The 25280-nt window shown below is 48.1% G+C and carries 24 protein-coding genes; 12 read left to right on the plus strand and 12 right to left on the minus strand.

Going from position 1 to position 25280, the window contains the following annotated elements:
• The 4 genes from BUB16_RS03255 (at window position 1) to BUB16_RS03270 (ending at window position 5004) form a co-directional block, all read left to right on the plus strand.
• On the plus strand, window positions 1-1317 hold the full coding sequence (locus BUB16_RS03255) for a hypothetical protein (RefSeq protein WP_073059432.1): 1317 nt from the start codon (window positions 1-3) through the stop codon (window positions 1315-1317).
• Between the two features lie 62 nt (window positions 1318-1379).
• On the plus strand, window positions 1380-2705 hold the full coding sequence (locus BUB16_RS03260) for a tetratricopeptide repeat protein (protein WP_139240171.1): 1326 nt from the start codon (window positions 1380-1382) through the stop codon (window positions 2703-2705).
• A 300-nt stretch (window positions 2706-3005) separates the two neighbouring features.
• A complete protein-coding gene (rho, locus tag BUB16_RS03265; protein ID WP_244545627.1) occupies window positions 3006-4238 on the plus strand; it encodes a transcription termination factor Rho in 1233 nt (410 codons plus the stop codon).
• 25 nt (window positions 4239-4263) lie between these two features.
• On the plus strand, window positions 4264-5004 hold the full coding sequence (locus BUB16_RS03270) for a copper homeostasis protein CutC (protein WP_073059437.1): 741 nt from the start codon (window positions 4264-4266) through the stop codon (window positions 5002-5004).
• 148 nt (window positions 5005-5152) lie between these two features.
• Here the strand turns inward: BUB16_RS03270 and BUB16_RS03275 are convergent, their stop codons facing one another.
• From BUB16_RS03275 to miaA, 6 genes are all read right to left on the minus strand, one after another.
• On the minus strand, window positions 5153-5482 hold the full coding sequence (locus BUB16_RS03275; RefSeq protein WP_073059439.1) for a rhodanese-like domain-containing protein: 330 nt from the start codon (window positions 5480-5482) through the stop codon (window positions 5153-5155).
• Window positions 5483-5640: 158 nt separating this feature from the next.
• Window positions 5641-6396 (minus strand): LPS export ABC transporter ATP-binding protein, encoded by a 756-nt coding sequence (gene lptB, locus BUB16_RS03280; protein ID WP_073059442.1) that lies wholly within the window; start codon window positions 6394-6396, stop codon window positions 5641-5643.
• A gap of 16 nt (window positions 6397-6412) precedes the next feature.
• The gene (gene purQ, locus BUB16_RS03285; protein ID WP_073059443.1) at window positions 6413-7114 is read right to left on the minus strand and encodes a phosphoribosylformylglycinamidine synthase subunit PurQ; all 702 of its coding nucleotides are present in this window, start codon (window positions 7112-7114) and stop codon (window positions 6413-6415) included.
• Window positions 7115-7119: 5 nt separating this feature from the next.
• A complete protein-coding gene (locus tag BUB16_RS03290) occupies window positions 7120-7452 on the minus strand; it encodes an ATP-dependent Clp protease adaptor ClpS (protein ID WP_073059446.1) in 333 nt (110 codons plus the stop codon).
• 10 nt (window positions 7453-7462) lie between these two features.
• Window positions 7463-7711 (minus strand): phosphoribosylformylglycinamidine synthase subunit PurS, encoded by a 249-nt coding sequence (purS, locus tag BUB16_RS03295; protein WP_073059448.1) that lies wholly within the window; start codon window positions 7709-7711, stop codon window positions 7463-7465.
• Window positions 7712-7748: 37 nt separating this feature from the next.
• Complete coding sequence (gene miaA, locus BUB16_RS03300) at window positions 7749-8678, minus strand: tRNA (adenosine(37)-N6)-dimethylallyltransferase MiaA (RefSeq protein ID WP_073059451.1); 930 nt, start codon at window positions 8676-8678, stop codon at window positions 7749-7751.
• Window positions 8679-8946: 268 nt separating this feature from the next.
• Between miaA and dnaN the strand changes: the two genes are divergently transcribed.
• From dnaN to BUB16_RS03315, 3 genes are all read left to right on the plus strand, one after another.
• On the plus strand, window positions 8947-10065 hold the full coding sequence (gene dnaN / locus BUB16_RS03305) for a DNA polymerase III subunit beta (RefSeq protein ID WP_073059453.1): 1119 nt from the start codon (window positions 8947-8949) through the stop codon (window positions 10063-10065).
• Window positions 10058-10846, plus strand: a complete 789-nt coding sequence (locus BUB16_RS03310; protein WP_073059455.1) for an SAM hydrolase/SAM-dependent halogenase family protein — start codon at window positions 10058-10060, stop codon at window positions 10844-10846. The genes dnaN and BUB16_RS03310 overlap by 8 nt, the downstream gene beginning before the upstream one ends.
• 375 nt (window positions 10847-11221) lie before the next feature.
• Window positions 11222-12034, plus strand: coding sequence for a class I SAM-dependent methyltransferase (locus BUB16_RS03315; RefSeq protein WP_244545628.1), 813 nt, complete (start codon window positions 11222-11224; stop codon window positions 12032-12034).
• Between the two features lie 121 nt (window positions 12035-12155).
• Here BUB16_RS03315 and argS read toward each other — a convergent pair whose 3' ends face one another.
• From argS to BUB16_RS03345, 6 genes are all read right to left on the minus strand, one after another.
• Window positions 12156-13790: an arginine--tRNA ligase gene (argS, locus tag BUB16_RS03320; protein ID WP_073059459.1), complete on the minus strand. Its 1635-nt coding sequence runs from the start codon at window positions 13788-13790 to the stop codon at window positions 12156-12158.
• 49 nt (window positions 13791-13839) lie between these two features.
• Complete coding sequence (locus tag BUB16_RS03325) at window positions 13840-14193, minus strand: four helix bundle protein (RefSeq protein WP_244545629.1); 354 nt, start codon at window positions 14191-14193, stop codon at window positions 13840-13842.
• 29 nt (window positions 14194-14222) lie between these two features.
• Entirely contained in the window at window positions 14223-14942 is a 720-nt protein-coding gene (radC, locus tag BUB16_RS03330) for a RadC family protein (protein WP_073059905.1), read from the minus strand.
• A 533-nt stretch (window positions 14943-15475) separates the two neighbouring features.
• Window positions 15476-16156: a 3'-5' exonuclease gene (locus BUB16_RS03335; protein ID WP_073059463.1), complete on the minus strand. Its 681-nt coding sequence runs from the start codon at window positions 16154-16156 to the stop codon at window positions 15476-15478.
• 1 nt (window position 16157) lies between these two features.
• Window positions 16158-18104, minus strand: a complete 1947-nt coding sequence (locus tag BUB16_RS03340; protein WP_073059465.1) for a DUF294 nucleotidyltransferase-like domain-containing protein — start codon at window positions 18102-18104, stop codon at window positions 16158-16160.
• Window positions 18105-18186: 82 nt separating this feature from the next.
• Window positions 18187-19374 carry a phosphorylase family protein gene (locus BUB16_RS03345; protein ID WP_073059468.1) on the minus strand — a complete coding sequence of 396 codons (1188 nt, stop codon included), beginning with the start codon at window positions 19372-19374 and terminating at the stop codon, window positions 18187-18189.
• Window positions 19375-19388: 14 nt separating this feature from the next.
• Here BUB16_RS03345 and BUB16_RS03350 point away from each other — a divergent pair, with 14 nt between their 5' ends.
• From BUB16_RS03350 to BUB16_RS03370, 5 genes are all read left to right on the plus strand, one after another.
• Window positions 19389-19958, plus strand: a complete 570-nt coding sequence (locus tag BUB16_RS03350) for an NUDIX hydrolase (protein WP_073059470.1) — start codon at window positions 19389-19391, stop codon at window positions 19956-19958.
• A gap of 175 nt (window positions 19959-20133) precedes the next feature.
• Window positions 20134-20682, plus strand: a complete 549-nt coding sequence (locus tag BUB16_RS03355; protein WP_244545630.1) for a peroxiredoxin — start codon at window positions 20134-20136, stop codon at window positions 20680-20682.
• Window positions 20683-20694: 12 nt separating this feature from the next.
• Window positions 20695-23247: a type I DNA topoisomerase gene (gene topA, locus BUB16_RS03360; protein WP_073059472.1), complete on the plus strand. Its 2553-nt coding sequence runs from the start codon at window positions 20695-20697 to the stop codon at window positions 23245-23247.
• Between the two features lie 256 nt (window positions 23248-23503).
• Window positions 23504-24073, plus strand: coding sequence for a hypothetical protein (locus tag BUB16_RS03365; protein ID WP_073059474.1), 570 nt, complete (start codon window positions 23504-23506; stop codon window positions 24071-24073).
• A 253-nt stretch (window positions 24074-24326) separates the two neighbouring features.
• Window positions 24327-25265, plus strand: coding sequence for an RraA family protein (locus tag BUB16_RS03370; protein WP_073059476.1), 939 nt, complete (start codon window positions 24327-24329; stop codon window positions 25263-25265).
• Window positions 25266-25280 lie beyond the last annotated feature (15 nt).

Consider the following 25280-nt stretch of genomic DNA (forward strand, 5'->3'; position numbering starts at 1 on the left):
TTGAAAAAATTTGTATTCATAACGCTAATTTTTTGTTTTACCAGTACTGCGGCCGTAGCTCAAACGCAGGATGAGCAGGCTAACAGCGGATCTGTATATTCCAAACTGGGCATTGGTTATCCTGTAGGTATGTCGAATACCTCGGCCCGGTCGCTGGGATTAACGGGCGTGTCATATAATGAAACCTATGTGGCCGGACTGACGAACCCTGCGCACTGGGGACACACTGTTTTCGGGTTGGGGGCCGGGAGCGTCGGTATTAACTCTTATAATGCCAGTGAAGCCTCTGCGGAGGCAAGAAATGTTCATTTTGGCATCCATCAGTTCCAGCTGCAGCTGCCCATTATACGAGGCAAGTTTGGCATATCGGCTTCTTTTAGTCCCGTTACTCAGTCGAACTTTCGTAATTACCAGGAAGATGTTATGGATACCGGTACCGGTGCGGCACAGGATACGCTGCTCTATGGTATTGAAAACCGGGGCAGTGGGGGAGCGAACCGGGCGGAGTTAGGGTTTGGTTGGCGTATAACCCCCCATATTTCGGTCGGATATGCCGCTTCCGTTGTTTTTGTCTCGCTTGATGATCGCTATACCGGTGTTTTTGGCAATAGGAATTACCAGACGGTCGGATATACGCTCGAAACCAGCGGTTCAGGCTTTGGAAACCGTTTTGGCACGTATATTCGCATACCAGAGCTATTGGGTTCTGAAGATCAGCTGGGTATAGGAGCAAGTGTAAACTTGCCGGTTTCCATTGATGCGCAGCGAAAGCAAACGGCCGATCTCGGGTCAAGTTCTATCTCAACAGAGGACGGCGAAAACCTGGGCGACGGAACAATCACCCTGCCGATGACTATAAATGCAGGACTCAGTTATCATCCCAACAGATTGACAATGTTCGCTACAGAAGCTAAATATGAGAAATGGTCAAACTTTGATAACGATTTCAAACCCTCGGAAGGGTCTCTTTTTACCGATCGCTATAAATATGGTTTGGGATTCCAATATTTTCCTTACATTACAGGATCAAATAAGTTTTTATCAAAGTTTAAGTATCGTTTGGGAGTATCATACGATACCGGCCATCTGAAAATCCAGGGAGAGAAGATCAATACCCTGAAATTTTCATTCGGGTTAGGCATCCTGTCACCGCAGTTCCTGTCCCCGCGGTCAAATTCTAATTCAACCATCGATTTAAGTTTTGAATACGGGCTTCGGGGCACGCAAAGCATGAATTTGGTTGAAGAGCAGATATGGGGCGTGCGGTTGTCCCTGAATTTAGCGGAACTCATGTTTTTCCGGCCAAAATTACAATAGATAAAATAAATGACCCGAAAATAAGTTTATAATATGAACCATAGATTAAAAAACTGAGAATTATGAAAAAGCTACTCCTCTTATTACCGGCTTTTATTTTATTCAGCAGTAGCTGGACAATGGCACAATCCTCACAAGAGCCGCCGAGCGGAATGAGCGAGATCCAGGCCTATTCCATTTTTTATGAAAATTATAAGAATGAATCGTATGAGCAGGCCCTGCAGTTCGGGCGCTGGATATTGAAAGGGATGCCGGAAACGATTGAAGGATATCCGAAATTTGACCTGAAAAGGAATTTACGCCGCCTTATCAACGTGTATTCCAATCTCGGAGAGAATGCCCAGGACCCGTCATTAGCCGAAGCCTATACCGATACCGCTTTAACGATCTTTGATAAGGTTTATGAAAAGTATGGTGATGATCTCGATGTCTATGATTGGGCGCTGCGACAAGGTCGTTTTTATGAGAGCCATGCCGATTATATCGATGATGCCGCAACGAAGGCCGCTGCCGAGTATAAAAAGGCGTTTGATTTAAAGCCCGAAGAGTTTACCAAAATGGGCGACGGCTACTACGTGCAATCCATGTTGCGCAATCTGATTTCACAGGATAAAAAGGAAGAAGCCCTGGCCATCATCGAGGAAGCAGAACCTTATGCCCCCGAAAAGCTGAAGGAGTACTTCAGCAGTGCGCGTAATGAGCTGTTTGATACTCCCAAGGAGCGCATCGCATTCCTGAAAGGAGAACTGGAAGATGATCCGGAGAATGAAGAATTGCTGACCCAGCTGCAGGATATCTATGAACAGCAGGATATGGTTTCCGAATTACAGGCTATCAATAAAAAACTGTATGAAATTAACCCGAACTATGAAAACAGCCTGGCCTTGGCAGAAAGTGCGCAAAGTGACGCCAATTACAGCGAAGCGATCGAATATTTCAAGGAAGCGCTCGACAAGGCGGAAAAATCCGATCAAAAAGCGGCTATTGCGTTGAACATTTCCAGTGCGTATCTGAACAGTGAACAGCTGCCGCAGGCCCGGGAATACGCCCGCATCGCGGCAGATCACGACAGCGACTGGGGGAAACCGTATATCAATATTGCCGACGCCTACGCGCAGGCCGTTAGTAACTGTACGAGTAACCGGAAACTTGAAGTGGAAGACCGGGTGGTTTACTGGGTGGTTCTCGATTACCTCAACAGGGCGAAAAGCATTGACAGTTCTGTCAGCAGTGAAGCCAATAACAAGATTAATTCGTATGCTGCGGTAACGCCCACAACCGAGCAACAGTTTTTTAAAAATTGGGAAGAGGGCCAGCAGTTAAATGTTGACGGATCATTGAATTCATGCTATGGATGGATTAATGAAACGACCACGGTTCGCCGATAGACTTTATGAGACCTTTGTAAACCAGGGGTTTTGTTTAATGCCAAAGACTGAGCGATTTCAAAACCGCTGTGTATAGATGATACATGAGGATTTTGAAATCGCGACAATGTAGCCATCGGGCAAAACAACGATTTTGCAAAGGTTTCTTTAAATATCGGTCAAACCTTTTTATATTTAAATACTTTGACTACTAAAACAGGGCATCGTAAACGGTTGCCCTGTTTATATCTCCTACCAGTTTTTGTACACATAAATCTAACAATTTTTATCTCTGCATTCCCGTAAGCGATTTTTTGCCTTATGGGAATATTAGATATTAAGCTAAAACCACCGGATGTAATGGGACGTTCAAGAAATAATAAAAACCGCGGCAGTAACAAGAAAAAAAACACTTTTGTACCCCGGTTTCATGATAACCGACAGGTAGAGGTAGCGGGCGAATACCGCGGCGTTGTGGAAATTAATGCCAAAGGCTATGGCTTTGCCCGTGAAATGGATCACGAATTCAGTTATGAGCCCGATGATCCTTTTCTGAAGCCGGATGAAGTGAAACGACATTACCTGCGCCCGGGCCTGGTCATTGAGGGAGAATATGAGGAAGACAACCACGGGAACCGTCATATTTATTCTATTGATAAAATAAACGGGCGCGATCCAATCGAGTGGCAACGGGCCACCCGTTTTGAACTGCAGACGCCTATTATGCCGATCGAATACCTTAAACTGGGCCAGGAGCCTGATAATATTGAAATGAGGGTGCTGGATCTGGTTGCGCCGGTCGGAAAGGGCCAGCGTGCGCTGATCGTAGCTCCGCCGCGGACAGGCAAGACGGTATTGCTGAAAAAAATTGCCGAATCCGCCACCACGCATTACCCGGATATCACCACCGGGGTTCTGCTGGTGGATGAGCGACCGGAAGAGGTGACCGACTTCTTGCGAACCACCGATGCCGAAGTATTTGCCTCTTCGAACGATAAGTCGACGGAGAGCCATATACGGATAACGGAACTGGCACTCGGTTATGTCAAGCGAAAAGCAGAAATGGGAGAAGATGCCGTTTTGTTAATTGATTCTATTACCCGGCTGGGCCGGGCGTATAACAATGCACAGGAGAGCAGCGGTCGAACCCTCTCCGGGGGACTCGATATCCGGGCGCTCGAAATTCCCAAGAAGATTTTCGGATCCGCCCGTAAAATTGAGGGAGGAGGGTCACTAACCATTGTAGCTACCTGCCTGGTAGAAACCAATTCCCGCATGGACGATCTTATATTCGAGGAATTCAAAGGCACCGGTAATATGGAACTGGTACTTGACCGCGAGCTGGCAAATGATCGCATCTTTCCCGCTATTAATATCAGTGCGTCCGGTACGAGGAATGAGGATAAATTTATCGATGATATTGAAGAGCGAAATATGGTGCGTCGCTACCTGCTTAAAAAGTCGCCAAAGGAGTCAATGCAAAGCTTGCTAAAGGTGTTGAAGAATACCGAAAGCAACGAGGAGTTGCTTAACCAGATCGCCGCTATGGTTTAAGTCCCAATCATTGAGGAGATCAGCATTGATTACTGAAGTCGTCGTGTACAATATTGAATCGGCATTAAACGCCCAGCGCGGAGGAGCCGACCGTGTTGAACTCTGTGATAACCCCGGGGGCGGCGGAACGACCCCTTCTTCGGGGACGATAGCCGTGGTGCGTGAAGTCCTGGATATCTCCCTGTTCGTGATGATTCGTCCCCGCGAAGGCGATTTTTGCTACTCCGACCTTGAGTTTGAGGCTATGAAGGGCGATATCGCGCGAGCTAAAGAGCTGGGAGCGGACGGGGTGGTGTTCGGCATTCTCTCCCCGGACGGGACCATGGACCGGGAGCGCAACCGGGAGCTTATTGCCCTCGCCCGCCCGTTGAAAGTAACTGCCCACCGTGCTTTTGATATGACAAGGAACCCGACAGAAGCGTTGGAGAGCTGTATTGAGGTGGGATTTGACCGCATACTCACATCCGGTCAGCAAGAGGATGCGCAACAGGGTATTCCTCTTATCAGCACGCTCGTGCAACAGGCGAATGATCGGATTGCTATTATGGCGGGATGTGGAGTGCATGAAGGTACAGTAGAAGAAATTATAAAAAAAACGGGGGTTAATGAGATTCATCTTTCCGCCGAAACAACACGTCCCAGCCGTATGCGGTATCGAAATGGACAGATATCCGGGATGGGATCTACCGCGGGCAGGGAATATCTTATCGATACGGCCAGTGCCTCAAGAGTGAAGGAGATTCGTAACAGGGGTTCAAGGGTTTAGGAACCTGCCGCACTTAGTAATATTTACTGCGAGTACGTTGAGTTTGGCCGGATTCCGATTTTTTTTTGCCACCCTGAAAGAGATCTGAAAATTGTTGTACTTCCGGTCCATGCAAGGAAACCGGCAGGCATACTGTATGGAGAAGTACCTAATAAACAGGCAGTGAGTTATCAATATCTTTTGCCCACTGGTTAATACCGCCCTTCAGATTTTTGACATGGGCAAATCCTTCTTTTTCCAACAGTTTGCACGCCTGGGCGCTTCGTGAACCGCTGCGACACAGGCACACGATCTCCTGGTCTTTTTTATCGGCAATTTCCTCCAGTCGTTCCCTCAATTTACCTACAGGAATGAGAGTGGAATGGTCGTAGGCAATGTTTGACTGATACTGCTCAAAAGGTTCGCGAACGTCCAGCAGAAAGACATTTTTATCGTTATCGATCTTCTTTTTTAACTCTTGTACGGTTATTTCTTTCATTTTTATAAAAGAGATTTTAGTTTTTATCGATATTGATTAATATTCCCCGTTTTCTAAAGTCCTCCTTAAAACAATATCCGGCATTTCTTCCGCTTATTCTAAGCAGTCATACAGGTCCACAAAGACTCAAGATGCGATATTGTTTTTTATGGACTTTTTCAGGAGTCATAGCGATCCAGGCGAAATTGACTACCCAGGTATAGCCGGCGGGCCTCTTCATCATCGGCCAGCTGATCGGCCGATCCTTCTTTCAGAATTTTTCCTTCAAACATAAGATAAGCCCGGTCGGTGATAGCAAGGGTCTCGTGCACGTTATGGTCGGTAATAAAGATTCCGATATTGCGGTGCCTGAGCTCAGCAACGATTTGCTGGATATCTTCCACGGCTATAGGATCGACCCCTGCAAACGGTTCATCCAGTAAAATAAAATTGGGATCGGTTACGAGGGCACGCGCAATTTCAGTTCGCCTTCGCTCCCCTCCGGAGAGGCTATATCCTTTACTGTCCACTACTTTTTGAAGGCCGAACTCTTCAACAAGTTGGTCCGTACGATTCTGGATCTCCCGGCTGGATAGCTCAAAAAACTGTAGAATGCTTTCCAGGTTTTCCCGCACCGTCAGATTGCGAAATACGCTGGCTTCCTGGGAAAGATATCCGATGCCAAGCCGCGCCCGCTTGTACATGGGCATACCCGTCAGATCGCGGTCATCCAGAAAAATCCTTCCGCTGTTGGGGGTAACAAGTCCTACAAACATGTAAAAGGTAGTCGTCTTTCCGGCGCCGTTGGGGCCCAGTAACCCCACAATTTCGCCCTGAGTGACCTTAATGGATACATCTGAAACAACCGTACGTCGCTTATAACGTTTCGTGAGTCCTTTGCTATAGAGCGTTTTGTTACCGGATTGTTCCGCCATGAGAAGACATTAATGCTTAAACTGCAGCAAGTTCGTGCAATGCGGATTCAAAAATTCGCTTTCCATCGTCCGAACCAAGGATGCTTTCCACAGCGCGTTCGGGATGCGGCATCATGCCCAGAACGTTGCGTTTTTGATTACAGATGCCGGCGATATGATCGATCGAACCGTTGATATTGGCTTCCCGGGTCGTTTCTCCTTCCCTGTTGCAATAGCGGAAGACAATCTGATTGTTATCCTGCAGTTTTTTTAGCTGATCGCTGTCAGTTACGTAATTTCCCTCGCCGTGGGCAACGGGCAGCTGCAAAACTTCCCCCGGTTCTATCGTTCGGGTGAACAGGGTATCGGAGGTTTCGCAGCGGAGGTATGACTGTTTGCAGATAAACCGAAGTTGTTCATTGTGGAGCATCGCTCCCGGTAATAATCCCGCCTCCAATAAAATTTGAAAGCCGTTGCAAACCCCTAAAACGGGTCCCCCTTTTTGTGCGAATTCAGTAACCGACTGCATAATGGGTGAAAAGCGTGCGATGGCTCCCGACCGGAGATAATCTCCATATGAAAACCCACCGGGCACCAACAGAAAGTCGATATCCGAGAGATCGGTATCTTTATGCCATATAAATTGTGCATTGGCATTCATCACATGCGCCAGGGCATGATAGGCATCATGGTCGCAGTTTGAGCCGGGGAAAACAATTACTCCAAAGTTAGCAGACACAGGTATTATCCTTTTATTTCGGTGACAAGTTGAATTTCTTTGAGTACGCCGTTTACTTCGAAACAGTCTTCAAAACTGCCTTCGAAGACTTCGGCTTTGCCCTCATTGTGTACTTTATAGGTTAATTCTTCGGCATGAGACTGACTGCATCCCAATGCTTTTTTTAGCTGTCCGATGACTTCCTCGAACGTATGGACGTCATCATCGTAGAGAATAACTCTCCAGGGCGTCTTCTCATGTTCATCTTCCTGTTCCTCTTCAAGAACATCGACGTCGATTTCGGGTGCTTCCTGTTTGCCAGGTTCAGATCCCCAAACATTAGCAAGCGGATCATTCATAGCAACAAAGTTAATTTTCGTGAACCGTAATCTCAAAATCTTCCATAACCTCGTTGGCCAGCAGTTTGGTACAGGCCGTTTCGGCGATATCAAAAGCCGCATCTTTGCTGTCGGCGTCAATATTCAGCTCAATGAGCTTACCGATGCGTACACTTTCAATATCGGATAAGCCTAAATTGGTCAGTGCGTGATGTGCTGCTTTTCCCTGAGGGTCTAATATGGATTTGCGTAGTGTTACGTTGACAGTAGCCTTATACATCGGTATAAAAATTGTGCAAGTTTAAATGAGGGTAAAGTTAATCTTTATTTAGCTTAGCTGCTACCTGTTTACCGATAAAATTCCGTGCCTCTTCAGGCGAGGTATCATCAAGATCAATCCAGTGAATGAAATTCCACCGCCGGAACCACGAAAGCTGTCGCTTGGCGTAGCGGCGGGTTTTGGTCTTGATGTTGTTAACCATTTGCTTGTAGCTAATATTGCCTTCGAGGTAATGGATAGCCTGCTTGTATCCCACCGTATTAAGTCCGGGGTCTTTAAGGGTATAGCCGCGGTTCAGGATCGATTCAACCTCTTCCAGCAATCCCTGTGCAAACATCTGCTCCACACGGCTGTTGATCCGATCATAGAGCACCTGCCGATTGCGATGCAGGCCAAAAACGATCATATCGTCCGGCACCGTAATAGAGTTGTCATTTGAATGGAAGGAACTAAAGGGCCGGCCTGTCTGCATCCATACGTCGAGGGCGCGAACAATACGTTGCGTATTCATCCCGTCCATTTTTTCCGTGTAGTCGGGATCTACCTCCCGAAGTTTTTTGAACAGCGGTTCAATGCCTTCTTCCTCTATTTGTGTTTCCAGCCGGACAATATTGGATTCATCCGCCTCTGGCACATCATCAAGCGGCTGGATCGTACACTGCACATGCAATGTGCTGCCGCCTGTGTATAAAATATTTTTTTTGCGATGTTCAATATCCTGCTGCCAGCTGCGGGCCCGCTCTTCGTAGTTTGCTACGTTGTCCTTGACTCCCGGATCAATGATCGAGAGATTATAATGCGGTACATCACCCTGCTCATTCTCTGTAGGGGTAGCCGTACCGATATTCAGGTATTTGTAGCACTGGCGGGAATCCACAGAAATTATTTCTGCACAAAAATCCCGTGCTAAATCCACTGAAAGGGCCGTTTTACCGACGGCGGTGGGACCAGTAAGTAATATGCGCACAAAATAGAATTTAATTCAAAGGTCACTCAAATAGTTCGATGATCAGTTCATTCATAAAGATAAGAAAAAAGATCTTTGTTTGGGAATGGCATTTCCTTGAAGCGTGCGGCAGAAAAGTTGAAGCGTGCGCAGTAGAAAAGGGAACTATTTTCGATGGATAAAGGGCGGTTAATTTGGTTGCTAAGAGAGCGAGGATTTATTAGTATACGGTACTTATTCTGCGGACTGTTTTTAGGTCTGATAAACGCTCAGCTAAATATTATTATTTATGAGATTCAACTTATCAAGTAGCAAATTAGTTAATGCACTTTCCGCCGTTTCGGGGGCTGTACCTAATAAAGCTACGCTTCCCATCCTGGAAACTATTCTGTTTACGAGTGAGGATGGCCAGCTGCGGCTTACAGCTACCGATCTGGAGATTTCGATCATTGAATATATGGACGCTGATATTGAGGAAGGGGGGGCGGTTGCTATTCCCGCACGCCGGTTAACGGAAACGCTGCGTCAGCTGCCGGATATTCCGGTTGCGTTTGAAGTTGACGAAAAATTCAATGTGAAATTCCGCACAGACAAGGGCACGTATAAACTGGTAGGGGAAGACCCGGACGAGTTTCCCGAAGTTCCGAATCTTGATGAGGGACATCTGCTCGAGACAACAAAAGACGATATCCTCAAAGCTATTAATAAGACGCTGTTTGCCGTTTCCAATGATGACTTGCGTCCCGCCATGATGGGTGTTTTTTTTGATATCGGTCCCGAAGAAAGCAAATTTGTCGCTACCGACGGACACCGGTTGGTGCGTTATATAAAGCAGGACCTGACCAGCGAGCAGGAAATCAATTTTATCGTGCCCGAAAAGGCCTTGAGTCTTGTTCAAAAAGCGCTGCACGGCGAGGAGTGCCTGCTTACCATTACGGAAGATCATGCGCGTTTCAAGAGCGGGAATACCATTGTCATTACACGACTGATCAATGAGCAGTACCCCAATTATGATTCTGTTATTCCGCGGGAAAATGACAAAACGCTGATTATCAACAAAGAGCAGATGCTGGCTACGGTAAAGCGTGTAGCTATTTTTTCGAGTTCAACGACCCGACAAATCCGGCTGCAGTTACAACCCGATAAGCTAACGATCAGGGCTGAAGATATTGATATGAGCAGCGAAGCAAAGGAAACCATCTCCTGCGACTATGATAATGAAGAGGAGATGGAGATCGGTTTTAACGCAAAATATCTGGCCGATGTGTTGGGGAATGTCGACGATGAGGAAGTGTATTTTGAGTTTTCCACACCCAATAGAGCTGGAATCGTAAAGCCTTCCGAAGAAGATGAAAACGAGCAGATGCTCATGCTTGTGATGCCGGTGATGTTGAACACCTATGCGTAATGTCATTACTCTTACAACCGATTTCGGGTTACGGGATTACTATGTAAGCGCCATGAAAGCGGTGATGCTCGGCATCGCACCGGAAGCCCGCCTGATAGATGTTTCTCATGATATTCCTTCCCAGGATATTATGGCGGGTTCATGGGTGTTGAAAAACTCTGCTATGCTTTTCCCTTCCAAAACGGTGCATACGGTGGTCGTAGATCCCGGGGTAGGTACCGAACGTCATCCCATCGCCCTGCAGGTTGAAGATCAATATTTTGTGGGACCCGATAACGGCATTTTTTCCCTGTTGACGTCCGACCGCGACTACAGTGCTGTATGTCTTACCAGGCAGCAGTACTTGCGGGACAGCCCCTCCAGCACGTTTCACGGCCGCGATATCTTTGCCCCGGCGGCCGCCCATTTAAGCCGGGGCGTGCCGCTGGGAGAGCTCGGAGAACCCCTGGATGAACTGGTCAGCTATCGATGGATGCAGCCTATCGCCGACAAAGACGGGGTGCAGGGCACAGTGATCCATATTGATAAGTTTGGCAATCTGATTACCAATATACCGCAGGTTCTTATTAAAGAGGTGGTAGAAGGCAAGGAGGTAAAGATTTATATCGGTAATGTTATTCTGAATGATATTTCAAACACTTTTGGGTCGGTAGCTGAAGGAGAGCCGGTGGCCTATATCGGCAGTGCGGGCATGCTCGAGATCGGCATAAACAAGGGAGATGCCGAGGAAATGCTGGGCGTTCAAAAGGGAGCCCAGATATCACTGGTTCTGCAAAAGTAAGATCTAACCTGGATTTCTCACAAGTATTTTGTTGAATATATCGTACCTCGCTTTTCGATAATGAGTTAAAGCAATAATTGGGCCCTTGAAAAATGACAGGGTGTTTTTTTCTGCGAAATTTCTCCATCAGCTGCGTTGAAGCTAAAATGGTTTGCTCAACGTATCCAGATACGTTCCCGCCACTATTCGTCCTTCGCCTTGCTGAGGAAAAAATTTCTTGGTGAGAAATTCAGGCTAATATCTATTGTAACTCTTGATATGAAATCAACGTATCACAAAACAGTTCAATGAATTGTCAGTATTATGCTGAATACCAACAGGGTCGCTGCTTTCCGCTCATGATCCTGAAGGCCTTTGGGATAACCGAACCCGTTTATGCCTATGTCTCTTGAAATTCGATCTCCAAAATATGAACGTGCTGCGATTACGATCCCCTCGGAGGCAGCTATCCTGCAAAAAGGATTCAACGGCACGGTTTGTTCCAATAAGGGCGATGAATATACGATCCGCAATAATATTATCGATCTGCTGGGTGACAAAGCAATGGATATGTCGTGGGCCCAGAGTTCGAACCACTGGAAAGTAACAGCCGCCCTCTACGAAGATATTTGGCGCAAGCGATCGCTTTCTATTTTAAGCGGCGAAGAATTTCCCATCCGGAAAGAACAGGAGCTCCTTAATCGCTGGCTCGATCCCCGGCCAGCCTTCTGGTATATGGATATCGGTTGTTCAACAGCGCTCTACGGGCGCCTGCTGAAGAAAGCGGAGCCCGGATGCGAGGTGGTATCGCTCGACTTTTCCGTGCAAATGCTGGAGGAGGCGCGGCTAAAGTCGGAAGCGGAAGAAGCGAACCAATACCTGGTACGGGCAGATGCGCGTTCACTGCCCTTCTTTAGTGCCACTTTTGACGGACTGACGATGGGGGGCACGTTTAATGAACTGACGGATCCCGCCAGGGTTTTGTATGAGGCACGGCGTGTTATAAAAAAGGAGGGTGTTTTTTTCATGATGCACCTGGTCAAGGCCGATGCCTGGTACCTGCGGCTGCTGCAGGAGTCGACCGAGTTCAGCGGCATTAAATTTTGGGCCATTGAAGAAAGCAATGAACTTTTTGCGCAGACCGGTTTTAAGGTCGCCGATCAGTTCTGCAAGGGGATTGTTTGTTTTACAAAACTTCTGCCGGCCTGATCGGTATTGAAGGCGTATTTCCCGGCGGGGAAGCCCCTGCTCGTCGCGAGATATGCAAAAAGATCGGGAAGTAAAAAATAGTAGCAGATGGTAAGTTTTAACCAGAAGGTGAACTGATAACCTACATCTGTTCCGGGGCGCTGATCCCCAATATCGTCAGTCCGTTGGCCAGGACCCGGGCGGTGGCCTCTGCCAGTACGGTTCGCGCCTGGACCAGCTGCTCCTTTTCGCCAAGAATGCGGCAGTCGTGGTAAAAGGAGGTAAAATGCGAGGCCAGGTCATCCAGGTAGTTGATCATTCGATGCGGTTCGCGGCTTTCGGCGGCGCTTTGAATCATCTCAGGAAAGCGAATGATGCTTTTGATAAGTTTTTTTTCAGATTCGTGAGTCAGCCGCTCCAGCTCGGGAGCATCTTCAAAGGCGTACTCCTGCTCTACTTTTCTCAGGATACTGTGGATACGGGCGTGAGCGTATTGCAGGTAAAAAACTGGATTCTTTTCGCCCTCCGCCTTGGCTTCGGCAACGTCGAATTCCAGATGCGTGTTGGGTGCCCGCATCAAAAAGAAGAAACGGGTGATATCCGGGCCCACCTCATCCATCAGCTCATCAAGAGTAATAAAATTGGCCTTCCGTGTACTCATCTTGAACGGCTTGCCCTCCTTGACAATAGTGACGAACTGGTAGACAATCACATCCACCCTGGAACGATCGTATCCCAGAGCTTCGATACCGGAAAGTACATCGGGATAGGTATCAATGTGATCGGCGCCAAAGACGTCGATACACTGATTGTAGCCCCGGTCGAGCTTATTGGCATGGTAGGCAATGTCGGGGAGGCGATAGGTTGGCTCCCCGCTGCTTTTGATAAGCACAGTGTCTTTATCTTTGCCAAAACGGGTGGTTCGAAACCAGGTGGCCCCGTCTTTGTCGTATGCCAAATCTTGTTTACGGAAAGTTTCAATGACCTTCTCGATGGATCCGTCATCGTAGACTTCCTGCTCGTTGAAGAACGAATCCATTCTAATGTTCATTCGCTGCAGCGTAGCCTGGATCTCTTCAAAGATGAGCTGTTCGGCTTTCTCCTTAAAGGCGGTCGTATCATCGACGTTGAGAAGGCTCTCGCCGTGTTCTTCTACTAACGAACGGGCGATTTCGCTGATATATTCGCCTTCATAACCATCCTCCGGCAGCGCTGCTTCCCGCCCCAGTTCCTGCAGGTAGCGCGCCCGTACACTCTGTCCCAGTATACGCATTTGACGGCCGGCATTGTTGAAATAGTATTCGCGATCAACCTCGGCGCCGGTCCACTCCAGCAACCGTGCAACCGTGTCGCCCAACACGGCATTGCGTCCATGTCCGACGGTCAGGGGGCCGGTGGGATTGGCGCTGACAAACTCAATAAGAATACGATTGCCGCTGAGCGTGGCGGTCTTTCCGAAATCCCGGCCTTGCTTTAAAACATGTTGAAGCTCATCGTAAAGGTAGTCTTCGGCATAGCGGAAGTTGATAAAACCGGGACCCGCAATTTCTACAGCTTTAATCTTTTTGGGATCATACTCCAGTTTTTGCACAATTTCTTCTGCAATGCTTCGGGGATTCGTTTTGAGTACACTGGACAGATTGAGGGCAATATTCGAGGCTGAATCCCCGTGACCGGGCTGGTTCGGTTTTTCTATCTGGATATCGGGAAGTTCCTCTTCAGAAAGGTCGAACTGTTTCAGAGCGGATCTTAAAATGGAGCGTAGGTAGTCTTTCATGTAGATTGTTTACTGTCTTTAAATTCAGGCGTCAATATAAGCAGTAGAATTAGGAATTGAGAATTAGGAAATAGGATTTTTTGAGCGTTTTTATAATAGAGCCAATAATTTTTAAAATTTCATTACAATCGGATAGCAATGATGCAGCTAAGTGAGAATTTAGAAATCCTGTATCCCGTAATAAACGCAACCAGTAATGAGTTTCGCGCCCTTCTTTATAAGCAATTGATAATTTTGATTTAAAATCGTTTTTGGACTCTGCTCCTACGGCTTCCTCTGCATTAGCACCAATAGAGGTTCCACTTTTTAAAATCTGGTTAGATAAAATATATTCTTGGTGTTCTTTAGCCAGTGATTGATGGAGTTGCACAATTCTTACGGCAAAAGCATATGTTTTCTCCAATATGATATTTCGCTTTTCATTCTTAATTCCTAATTAAGTAGTCCTTTTGCGCGGAAGCTGGTATAGCTGTCGCCGGCGACAATGAGATGGTCGTCCACGGGGATGCCGAGCAGTTTTCCAGATTTGGCGATGCGATTCGTGAGCTGAATATCTGCTTTCGATTCTTTATTCTGTCCACTGGGATGATTGTGCAGCAGTAGTATACTGTTGGCCTCATTCATTACGGCCTGGCGCATAACTTCGGCGGGATCTACAATGGTAGCCGTTGCACCCCCGGAGCTGATCTTTTTATAGCCCGTTACAATCTTGGCATTGTTCAGGAATGCGACCAGAAATACCTCTTTGGTAAGATCTCGGAGTTTGGGCCCGAAATAGGCAATGGCATCCTCCGGTGATGTTATTTGGACCTGTTCGCCCAGCCGGGCAACCTGGATGCGACGTGAGAGCTCAAATACCGCTTCCAGCGTGAGGGACTTTACGTTGCCCATCCCGGGGATGATCTTCAGATCCTGCCAGTCTTTGCGGGCCAGGTAGCGGATCCCGTCAAAGTGATCGAGGAGGGCTTTGGCCATCTGAATGACATTCATCTTTTGGCTGCCGGTACGCAAAAGAATGGCAAGCAGTTCGGCATCCGACAAACTCTCGCTGCCGTAGTTCATCAGTTTTTCGCGCGGTTGTTCATCGGGATTCATCTCCTTGACGGTTCTCCTGAAGAATTCGCTGGATTCAAACTGTTCTCTGTCAGACATAATAATTCTTCCTGTTATATTAATGTTTATATATTCCATAGAGGGCTTTGCAAAGCCGTTCTTTTGTCCGATCTCTGCATTTTCGCAAGCTCAAAACTCTTATCATATGCCTTTATATGCTTTGGCTTTGAATTTGCTCAGGCTTTGACATTGATCAAGAGTCCTGGTTTTTCCCTGGTTTTTCAACGCCCCCTGGTTATAGGGTCGTTATTCGTTCATTGCAAGGTGGTTATTGGAAAGGTTGACAAGCAAGACATCTGTTAAAGATGAACAGGCGCCTCCCAAATAGCAGATACCCGGTAGTTAATATCCTTGCTCATAAATTCAGCCGGGGCTGTAATACGAAACACAGCTTTCTTTAAATGATTATATCATCAATCTATTTAGTAAGAGCCCCATAAGGACCAATCCTTACAAAAAATTTTGCCAATGGTATGAAAGGCACTACCTGCGCCGCAGCGGCCGGCCGTAAAGGGAGGAAGAGTAAGAAGTTGAACGGGCGAGTGGAAATGCACCGGCCACCGGTCAAACGCTCAGGACAGCAGGCTTCCCAGGGTGGTAATACCTCTTTTTTCTGCTATTTTCAACAGCTTAAGAAAGAGCTGTGCCGTAAGGAAAGCGTCTCCGGCAGCGGTATGCCTGTCGTCGAGGGGAATATGATATCGCCGGCACAGCGCATCCAGCTGGTAATCTTTTTTGTTAATCAGCGAGTAGTCTGTGTGCTTTCCCAGCTCCAGGCGCACCGCCAGGTCATAGGTATCCAGCCGGTGATTACGTATTTTTTTTAGCCCGAAAGGCCGGGCTGCCTTTTCGAGCATAGCTATATCGAACCCTATATTATGACCTACAAGCACGGCATGGCCAATGTCACCCAAGAAAAGCTTCACAAAACTGCGGAGAGACAACGTATCTTTTGCGTTGATAATCTCATGAACCTTGATGGCTTCTTTTGTGCTCTCTTTTTTGGGATGGAGATATAGCTGCCGGGCCCTGTTTACCTTGATCGCATAGCTTCGGATGGCGACACTGCCATAGGATACAATATAATCCCGCTTAACCTCCAGTCCAGTCGTTTCTGTATCGAGAGCTACAAAAGAACACCGTGATACAGGCTCATCGCTATCGGCTTTTTTATTCTCAAAACGCCGAATATAATCGACGACAAAAGAGGATTGCCGAGCTTTCTGTCCGGTTAAAAAATTGAACCAGTCCATATCACATGCCTAAAAGGTCAAGCTGAAATCGTACCCGGATGATCTTTTGAATTTCATTGATCGGGTAAAACGCATTTTTCAGCAGTTGTCGTTCTATTTTTCCCAACGAATCGGGATCTATATAGCGGCCTGAACTATCGGCGCGCAAACCTTCAAGCGTCCTGAAACGCATAAAAATATCATAAGCTCGTGCAGCTTCGGTAAATAATTCAGCGTGGCCGGGCTCTATTTCGGCTAACTTTTCAAATCGTTTCCGCGTATTGGTAAGATCAGCGATACCATGACTGAGTATTAACAGCCGGGCGGCGTCTACGAGGGGCATCATTGCCCTGAGCTTAATATCAAATTTATCTTTTTGGTTACCGGACTTTTCCACCAGCAAATTTCTGAAAAAGCCGAGCGGAGGTGAATTCAGGAGGGCATTGCCGGCAAAAAAGTTCAGAAAAAGTTCATGTCGGTCAATGAGATCATGAACATGACGGGACAGCTCTTCTGCCAGGGTGCTGTGACCATAAACAGGCCGGAAGTCAAAAAAGATAGCCGCATGCAGGAGGGCCTTTTTATCCGGTGTTGTGATCCATTCTTTAAAATATTTTTTCCAGGCGGACAGCGGCTGGCACCACCGGGGATTGCTGGCCATCATCTTCGCGGGACACGGTTTGAAGCCACATGAAACCAACAGGTCAATCACTTCTTTTGCCAGCGCCTGGAAGTATTCGTCCGCTTGTTCTTTTTGGTCATCGGCTACGTCTTCATATACAAGGGCGTTGTCCAGATCAGTTCGCAATAGCTGCTCCTCCCTCCCCTCGCTTCCCAGCGATAAAAAACAACATTCGGTATCCCGGATATCCGGGTAACCGGGGTCGATCCTGGACCGGGCCAGTTCCACGGCTTTTTGGATAATGATATCGTTGATTTCTGAGATAATACCGGTGACAAAGCTCATGGATACTTCATTTTCCAAATAGTAGGTTAACAAATGGTCGGCCTGGTCCCTCAGCCGTCTCAGTTCCTCTATGCTTTTGGAATTGATCAACGTGTTGATAATGACGGCCGGGCTGTTTCCCTGGGACAGCAAAAGATCATGATCCGAGATAATGCCGGTTATGCTACTCTGATCGGTACCGTCTTCGGTTAAAACGAGATGATGCACCCTGTTCCTGATCATGGCCAGATAAAGTGTTGCAAAGTCGTCCTCTTTTGTCATTGTAAGGACCGGACTGCTCATGATCTCGGAGACCGGGACCCCGGGCGATTGGCTTGCAGCGACCACCTTGTTTCGTAAATCCTTATCCGTAACGATGCCCCGGGGAAATCCTTTTTTGTCAACAACCACGATGGAGCCAACATTGGCCCGGCTCATCTGCCCGGCTGCATCCTCCGCGGTTTCGTGCTCCAAACAACTGACAACATCTGATGAGTAGGTGATATCCGATTGACCCGAGAAGATTGTTAATCCGGTGTCTTCTATATCCTCCTGAAATCGGGTCGAGGTAAACTCGGCCTGGGAAAGATCCGTTTTGACAACAATTTGTCCCGATGCAAATCCCGCCGCAAAATACTGGCTGACCCTGTTATTTTCGCTTAGCACTTTGTCAAATATCTCCACGGGGATCGCATATACAAGGCTGTCTTCACGGGCCAGGGCATCCAAAACGTAGGATCTTCTTCCCAGCAGGGAACGTACCCCGAAAACATCTCCTTCATCACAATATTCGACCGGAATTTGTTTTCCCTGTTGATCTTCGGTGAGTGCGACGGCTCCCTCCTTGACCACGAAGAAATATTTTTTGGCCGAATCGCCCGCATGAAAAAGGTATTCCTCTTTGGCGTAATACCTCAGTTCAACTTTTGATGCCACGGATTCCAACAGGCTCTCGGATAGAAAGCTGAACGGGGGGTATTTTTTCAAAAATTCCTTGACTCTATTGACAATTACATTCGCCATGACGGATAAGAATTATGATAAGATAAAAGTGTACCTGTATTGATATACGGTGGTTAGTGCCGGCGAGAACTATGGGAGTTTCTCACTCTTCATCCGGTCCGCCCATCAGGGGTTCATTCATTGCCCGTATGCTGGCATTGGGCAGGCCTTCGGGATAATTTTTTTTACAGATATTCAGGACCTTGATAACCATGGCAAGATGCAGTTGTTTGGAATCTTCATAAAATTCCTGCGCCTCGCTACTCAGCTTTGGTTTGCCGTGCAGCGGCTTGTCGCTTACACAGAGCAGCGTAGCATTGGGTATACGATAGCGATAGCCGTTGGTGGCGACAGTAGCTGATTCCATATCCACCGCGATACTTCGACTCATATGGATTTGTTCGACCGTGCGCCGTTTCATGAATTCCCAATTGCGGTTGGCGGTCGTAAAGATCGTGCCCATCCGGTGGTTGCGGCCGTAGGAATCAAGGACCTCTTTCAGGTAGACATTCAGCAAATAATTCGGTGTAATCGGAATATTGAGGGGCAGTATCTCGTCCAGCACGCCGTCGTTCCGCATAAAGCCGGTAGCAAGCACAAAGTCGCCGATATCCTGGTGGTTGCGCAGCCCCCCGCAGTGGCCGACCATGATCATGGCATCGGGACGTAGTACGGCTACATGGTCGGTGACGGTTTTGGCATTGGCCGGACCCACGCCGATGTTAACCAAAGATATACCTTTGTTATCAGCTAATTTGTGATGGTAGGCAGGCATCTGAACCCCGCTGCGGCGGGGCTTGGCACAGCCGGGAAATTTGTCCTGGAAAACCTGGACATGCATGTCGTAATTGGTAAACAAAATATAGCGCTGGAAGTCCTCGGGCCTGGTGCCGGTGTAATGTTCCAGTCGGTTAAGCGATATCTCAATGCGCTCGGGACTGAACAAAAAGAGTTTCTTCTGAGTAATATCCCAGTCATCCTCATCGGTATTGTCCAGTAACGCAGGATCATTCATCGACAGCCGGTCGCGTGAGGGGATGATACTGATTTCGGCTCCCTTTTGCGCCAGCTTCTTAAGCTCACGCAGCAGGTACCATCGATAGGATTTCGGGCGCGCTATTTCTCCCGTGATAACAGGATTATGTTTGGACCACGATCGTTTGACCAGTACATTCGGGTATTCACCATTCTCATAAATCGATTCCATGATATCGCAAGCCTTTTCAACCTGGTCGTTGATTTCCGATTCTGAATGGGTATCTTCGGATTGGAATTTAAATCGGTCAGTCATAAATATTGAGCTTTATGAATAAAAAGTCGTTTCAGTTTACGATCGAGCCCTGGTCGGTAGCATATGAAAATAAGGAATATCAGACACCAATATTCAATCTTTTGCAACGGAAAATGATATTGGAGACGGAGGAGGAGCAAAATGAGGGTGATTTTTATGTTCTGCAGGCGCCCGAATGGGTTAATGTGATGCCGGTTACTCCGAATCGAGAAGTTGTTTTGGTAGAGCAGTATCGGTATGGCATAGAACAACCTACCCTTGAAATTCCGGGCGGTGTGGTGGACCCGGGAGAGCATCCGGATGATACGGCTGCACGTGAGCTCCTGGAGGAGACCGGCTACCGGTCGGACCGCTGGAGCAGCCTGGGGAAGGTGAGTTCAAATCCCGCCATGATGGATAATTTTACCCATCTCTACCTGGCGACCGAATGCGAATACGAGCAGGCGCAACGACCCGACGAGCATGAACGCATACACGTCCATTTGATGCCGTTAGACTCTTTTCTGGAGTATGTAGCGGAGGGAACCATCCATCACAGTATTGTGGTGGCTGCCGTAGCGAAGTATTTGCTAAAGGAGAGGTGAGACATGAGGCTAAGAGGGTAAGGAAAGGCAAAAAGGGAAGAGGACCTTGTTTTCTCTTCTCGTTTTTTTGTCCGGAGTCCTTCATCCAATCTTCAAGTTGGAGTCTTACCTTCGATCATCCAAAGATTTATTGCAGTGTCTGGGTAATCACGTTATTATACAACGACGGGAACGAATGGCACTGCGCGCACAAATGAAGTATGCCAGTGAACTTCTTTTTGATTTGGTAATTATTAAACAAGCGTCACTTATGATTGAAACAGGCACGAAAATAGCCACTGATTTTTCGCTCGACATCGTCAGGGATGGCGAAGAACAAACCGTAACGTTTTCCGAATTGCTGGATCGTCCCACTATAGTTTCTGTATATATGCGGAACAATACCTCGGGATGTGATAAACAGAATAAAAGCCTGGCTGAAGAAGCCGATTGGTTCGATGAGCGGGGATATAACCTGGTCGCTGTCAGCAAAGACAGTTGCGGGTCGCATAAAAACTATGCGGAAAAACTGGGCATCAACTATGTGCTGGCGTCCGACCCGGAGTATAAATTTGCCGAGGCTACCGATTCGATCGTTGAAAAAAATATGTTTGGTAATACGTATGAAGCACCCACGCGCTCGGCTTATCTTATTGATACCGACGCCACTGTTCAGGGCATCATAAAAAAAGTAAATACTAAAGATCATGCCTCAGAGTTAAAGGATATGATCCAAAATTTGTAGAACACAAAGTATATGAAGTCTCTTGTAATTGTAGAGTCCCCCACAAAAATTAAAACGCTCCAAAAGTATCTGCCGAAAGATTACGTTATCGATTCATCGATGGGACATATCCGTGATCTGCCGGCCAATGCCAAAGAGGTGCCCAAAAGATTCAAGGGCGAGGACTGGGCCAACCTGGGTGTAAATACCGATGATGATTTTGATCCCCTGTATGTGATCCCGTCCAGCAAGAAGAAGGTGGTCAGGCGGTTGAAAAAAGCGCTGAAGGAGGCGGACGAGCTTATCCTGGCGACGGATGAAGACCGCGAAGGGGAAGCGATATCATGGCATTTGACGGAGATACTGGAACCCAAGGTGCCGGTCAAGCGAATGGTGTTCCGGGAGATTACGAAAGAAGCAATTCAGGAGGCCTTGAATCATTTTCGTGATATCGATATTAACCTGGTGAATGCGCAGGAGGCCCGTCGCATTATCGACCGCCTGGCCGGCTATACCATTTCGCCGCTGCTCTGGAAAAAAATTGCCCCCGGACTTTCGGCGGGACGCGTGCAGTCGGTGGCTGTTCGTTTTCTGGTGGAGCGCGAGCGAGAGCGCATGAAATTCCGCACGGCCCGATACTGGGACTTAAAAGCAACGCTTCACAAGGTGGATGATGAGTCGGCTTTTGAAGCCGACCTGACGCACCTGGATGGCAAACGCCTGGCATCGGGAAAGGATTTTGACGAAAATACCGGGAAGCTGAAGAAACCGAAGAAAGTCGTACTGCTGGATGATAAGTCGGCTTCCGAGCTGCGCGACAACCTGGTGGATGCCGAATGGAAGGTTTCGGAAGTCAAGAAAAATCGAAAGAAACGCAATCCTTCTCCTGCTTTTATCACCTCTACGCTTCAGCAGGAAGCCAACCGCAAACTTAATTTCTCGGCCAAGCAGACCATGGGTGTCGCCCAGAAGCTGTATGAGAATGGTTATATAACCTATATGCGTACCGACTCGGCGCGGCTGTCGGGACAGGCTATCAACGCGGCCCGAAGTGCGGTAAAAGAGGAATACGGCGATGAATATCTTTTTGAGCGGGTCCGTAATTACGGTGGAAGCTCAAAAGGAGCGCAGGAAGCCCACGAGGCCATACGTCCCGCCGGAAGCAGCTTCCGGAAACCGGAAGCTGCAGGTTTGCGCGGAGCCCAGTTCAAACTGTATGACCTGATCTGGAAGCGAACCATTGCCACCCAGATGGCCCGGGCCGAACTGGAATTTACAAACGTTACAATCGAGGCCAAAGCGAATGGCAGGGTGGCCGAATTCAAAACAAGCGGCAAGAAAATTATTTTCCCGGGTTTTTTCCGGGCGTATGTGGAGGGGAGTGACGATCCCGATGCGGCGCTTGAAAATCAGGAGCGATTCCTTCCCGGCTTGAACGAGGGCGAAGAGGTGGAAGAGGAGGGTATAGAGCCTATTTCTCACGAAACCAAGCCGCCGGCGCGATTTACGGAGGCGACACTGGTGAAAGAACTGGAAAAACGCGGTGTCGGTCGTCCCAGCACCTATGCCTCAATTATCAGTACCGTTCAGAACCGAGGGTATGTGGAGGCCGATGGGAAGACGCTTGTTCCTACCTTTACGGCTTTTGCTGTTACGGAACTGCTGGAAAAGAATCTCCACGACCTTGTGGACAGTGATTTTACTTCGGAGATGGAAGCTAAACTGGATGAAATCGCCCGTGGAAAGCTGGACATTAATGATTATTTAAGCACGTACTATAAAGGGGAGGAGGGACTTAAAGCGAAGGTCGATGAGCAGGAGGATAAGATAGACCCCAAAGAAGCGCGGCACCTTGATCTGCCCCTGCCGGATCTGAACGGTATAAAGGTATTTGTAGGACGGTATGGACCGTACCTGAAAAAGGAGACGAATGGCGAGGAACTGACAACTTCGATTCCTGACAGCTGGAAACCCAGCGACATCACGGTGGAAAAACTGGAAGAACTGGTTAAGGCGGAAGAAGAAGGTCCCAAGTCGATTGGCAATCACCCGGATACGGGGGAGCCCATCTTCATACTGAATGGGCGGTATGGCCCCTATGTACAGGTCGGGGAAGTGTCCGACGATAATAAAAAGCCACAGCGTGCGTCACTGTTGAAAGGAATGAAGCCCGGGGATGTAGATCTTGAACTGGCGCTTCGTCTTCTGGAGCTGCCGCGTCCGCTGGGCGAGCATCCTGAGTCCGGAAAGGTGATAAAGGCGGGTGTGGGACGTTATGGTCCTTTTGTGGTACATGACGGCACCTTTGCTTCCCTGAAGCGCAGCGATCACGTGCTGGATATTGAGCTGGACCGGGCCGTAGAACTGCTGGAGAATAAGAAAAAGAAAAAATCCGGAAGCAGTTCTGTCATCAAGGATCTGGGCGATCATCCGGACAACAGTAAAAAAGTGCGGGTTATGGACGGACGTTACGGGCCGTATATCAAGTACGGAAAAAAGAATATCAGCCTTCCCAATGACTTTGATCCCGAAGATGTTTCGATGGAGATTGCGGTGCAGCTCATTGAAGAGAAGGGGAAGAAATAGCTGTCGGAAGCAGTACGTGCAGTGCGGGAAAAGTGTTATCTTCTTCCCGGGATCTCTGAGAAACCGGAAATGTTGATCAACATCAACCCCTGAGCGAATTCAAAATCACCGCATATACGGAGAAGAGGCATACGGAGGATGTTGAATGCGCTAAAATGCAACAATTGGCTAAAAACGGTTTTGCAAAGCGCTCTGCTTATAAATTATAAAAATTTATACATGACAATGATCTGTTAGTTTTCTAATTTGATAAGTCATGGAAAAAACATCACAACACTACTTCCGATATCCCGGTAACCTGCATGAGATCGACCTGGCGACGCTGGTCTCCATGTACCGGGACCGGGGGATCCCCAAAAAAGCCAAACCGGGGGAGTATTTTGCCTGTGCAGCGACCGGCAACCTTATTAAAGAGGGGAAGTGGTGGTTCGGTCAATATTATGAGCAAAAAGCGTGGGACAAAACCCTTACCAGGGGGAGTGAGGGATATCCATTGACCGAAGTGGAAATGAATATGTTGGGGATGGCCTACGCAGCGGACGGAGAAGCACCCCGCCGGGATCACGTGGAACAGAACGCCGGTGTCATAAGCAAACTCTCATACATGATCATCAATGATTTGAAAGAGTTTGGCTTCCTCTCTATTGACGAACAAAAGAGACTGCTGATTACTCCGCGCGGCGAAAAGGCGTTACAGGGAATTGCACAACGAGTTTACGGGAAGAAATTTCATGCCGATATGTTGAATATCAACCAGGGTGATATTGCTCAGCCGAGGATAAAACGGGCACAAAAGGAAGACAACGAACAAGCCAGCCTGTTCTAGCATATCTTTCTTTGATCCTTTTTTGTAGTGGATCTGCCGGTTACAAGCGTATAACTATCAGAAGGCGGACAAATATGGCGTATTGTTCATCCCGAATACTTCGGGGGCTTCACTGTGACGTTAGTTTCTGCGCCGGATGGACTTTCCGATTGCCAGGGAATGAAAAAATACGGGTTAGCACCCTCCCGCACGCAGTCGGTATGCTGTTACCCATGTCAGGGATGTTCGGAAAGATTACAACCAAAAAATAAACATGAAATACCTGGAATCTTTTTTTATTGCACTTTTTGTTTTTTGTTTGGGACTTCAGTTGCCGGCCAATGGCCAGACGATTCCCAAAGAGAAGTTAATTGCCCTGACCCCGCAGTGGGAGGGAGAACGCTTTGAGGACGGTCGTCCCCGGGTGCCGGACCATATTCTTGAGCGCATGGAGCATGTGACTATCGAGGAAGCTTGGGGGATTATCCGCCGGGAAGGATACGACAATCAATTTGAGGGCGGGGAATGGAAAATACTGCACCCGGATGAGCCGATTGTAGGCCGAGCGCTTACTGCGACGTACAGCCCGGCGCGTCCGGGGGTACAAGCGTATATAGACCGGCAGGGTGAGAAAGCGGATCGTTCGGGACCGCCCAACACCTGGCCGATTGATATGTTGAAAGAGGGTGATGTATATGTAGCCGATGGCTATGGCAAGGTGAAAGACGGGACCTTGATCGGCGACCGGCTGGGCAACACGATCTATGCCAACTCCGGCAACGGGGTCGTGCTTCATGGCTCCTCGCGGGACCGGGAGGGACTTGCGGAAATTGACGGCTTTAATGCTTTTGTACGGGACTGGCACCCGTCGTATATCCGGGAAATGATGCTGATAGGGTTGAATAGCCCGACACGGGTGGGTTCGGTGACGGTCATACCCGGGGACGTGGTGCTGGCCAAGCAAGATGGGGTGATCTTTATACCGGCTCACCTGGCCGAACGTGTGGTTTCCCGCTCAGAGGTGATCCGGGCCCGGGATACCTTCGCCCACGAGCGCGTACGCAGCGGGACGTATACGGCCGGGCAAATGGATACTGAATGGACTCAGGCGATTGAAGAAGACTTTATCCAGTGGGTGGAAAAGAATGCCGATCGGCTGAAAGAGGAGCTTGGAGTCAGTCAGATAACTATCGATGACATGTTGGAAGAATAGCATATCCGGGAGAAC

It is taken from the genome of Fodinibius roseus (assembly GCF_900129315.1).
Taxonomy (GTDB): Bacteria; Bacteroidota; Rhodothermia; order Balneolales; family Balneolaceae; genus Fodinibius; species Fodinibius roseus.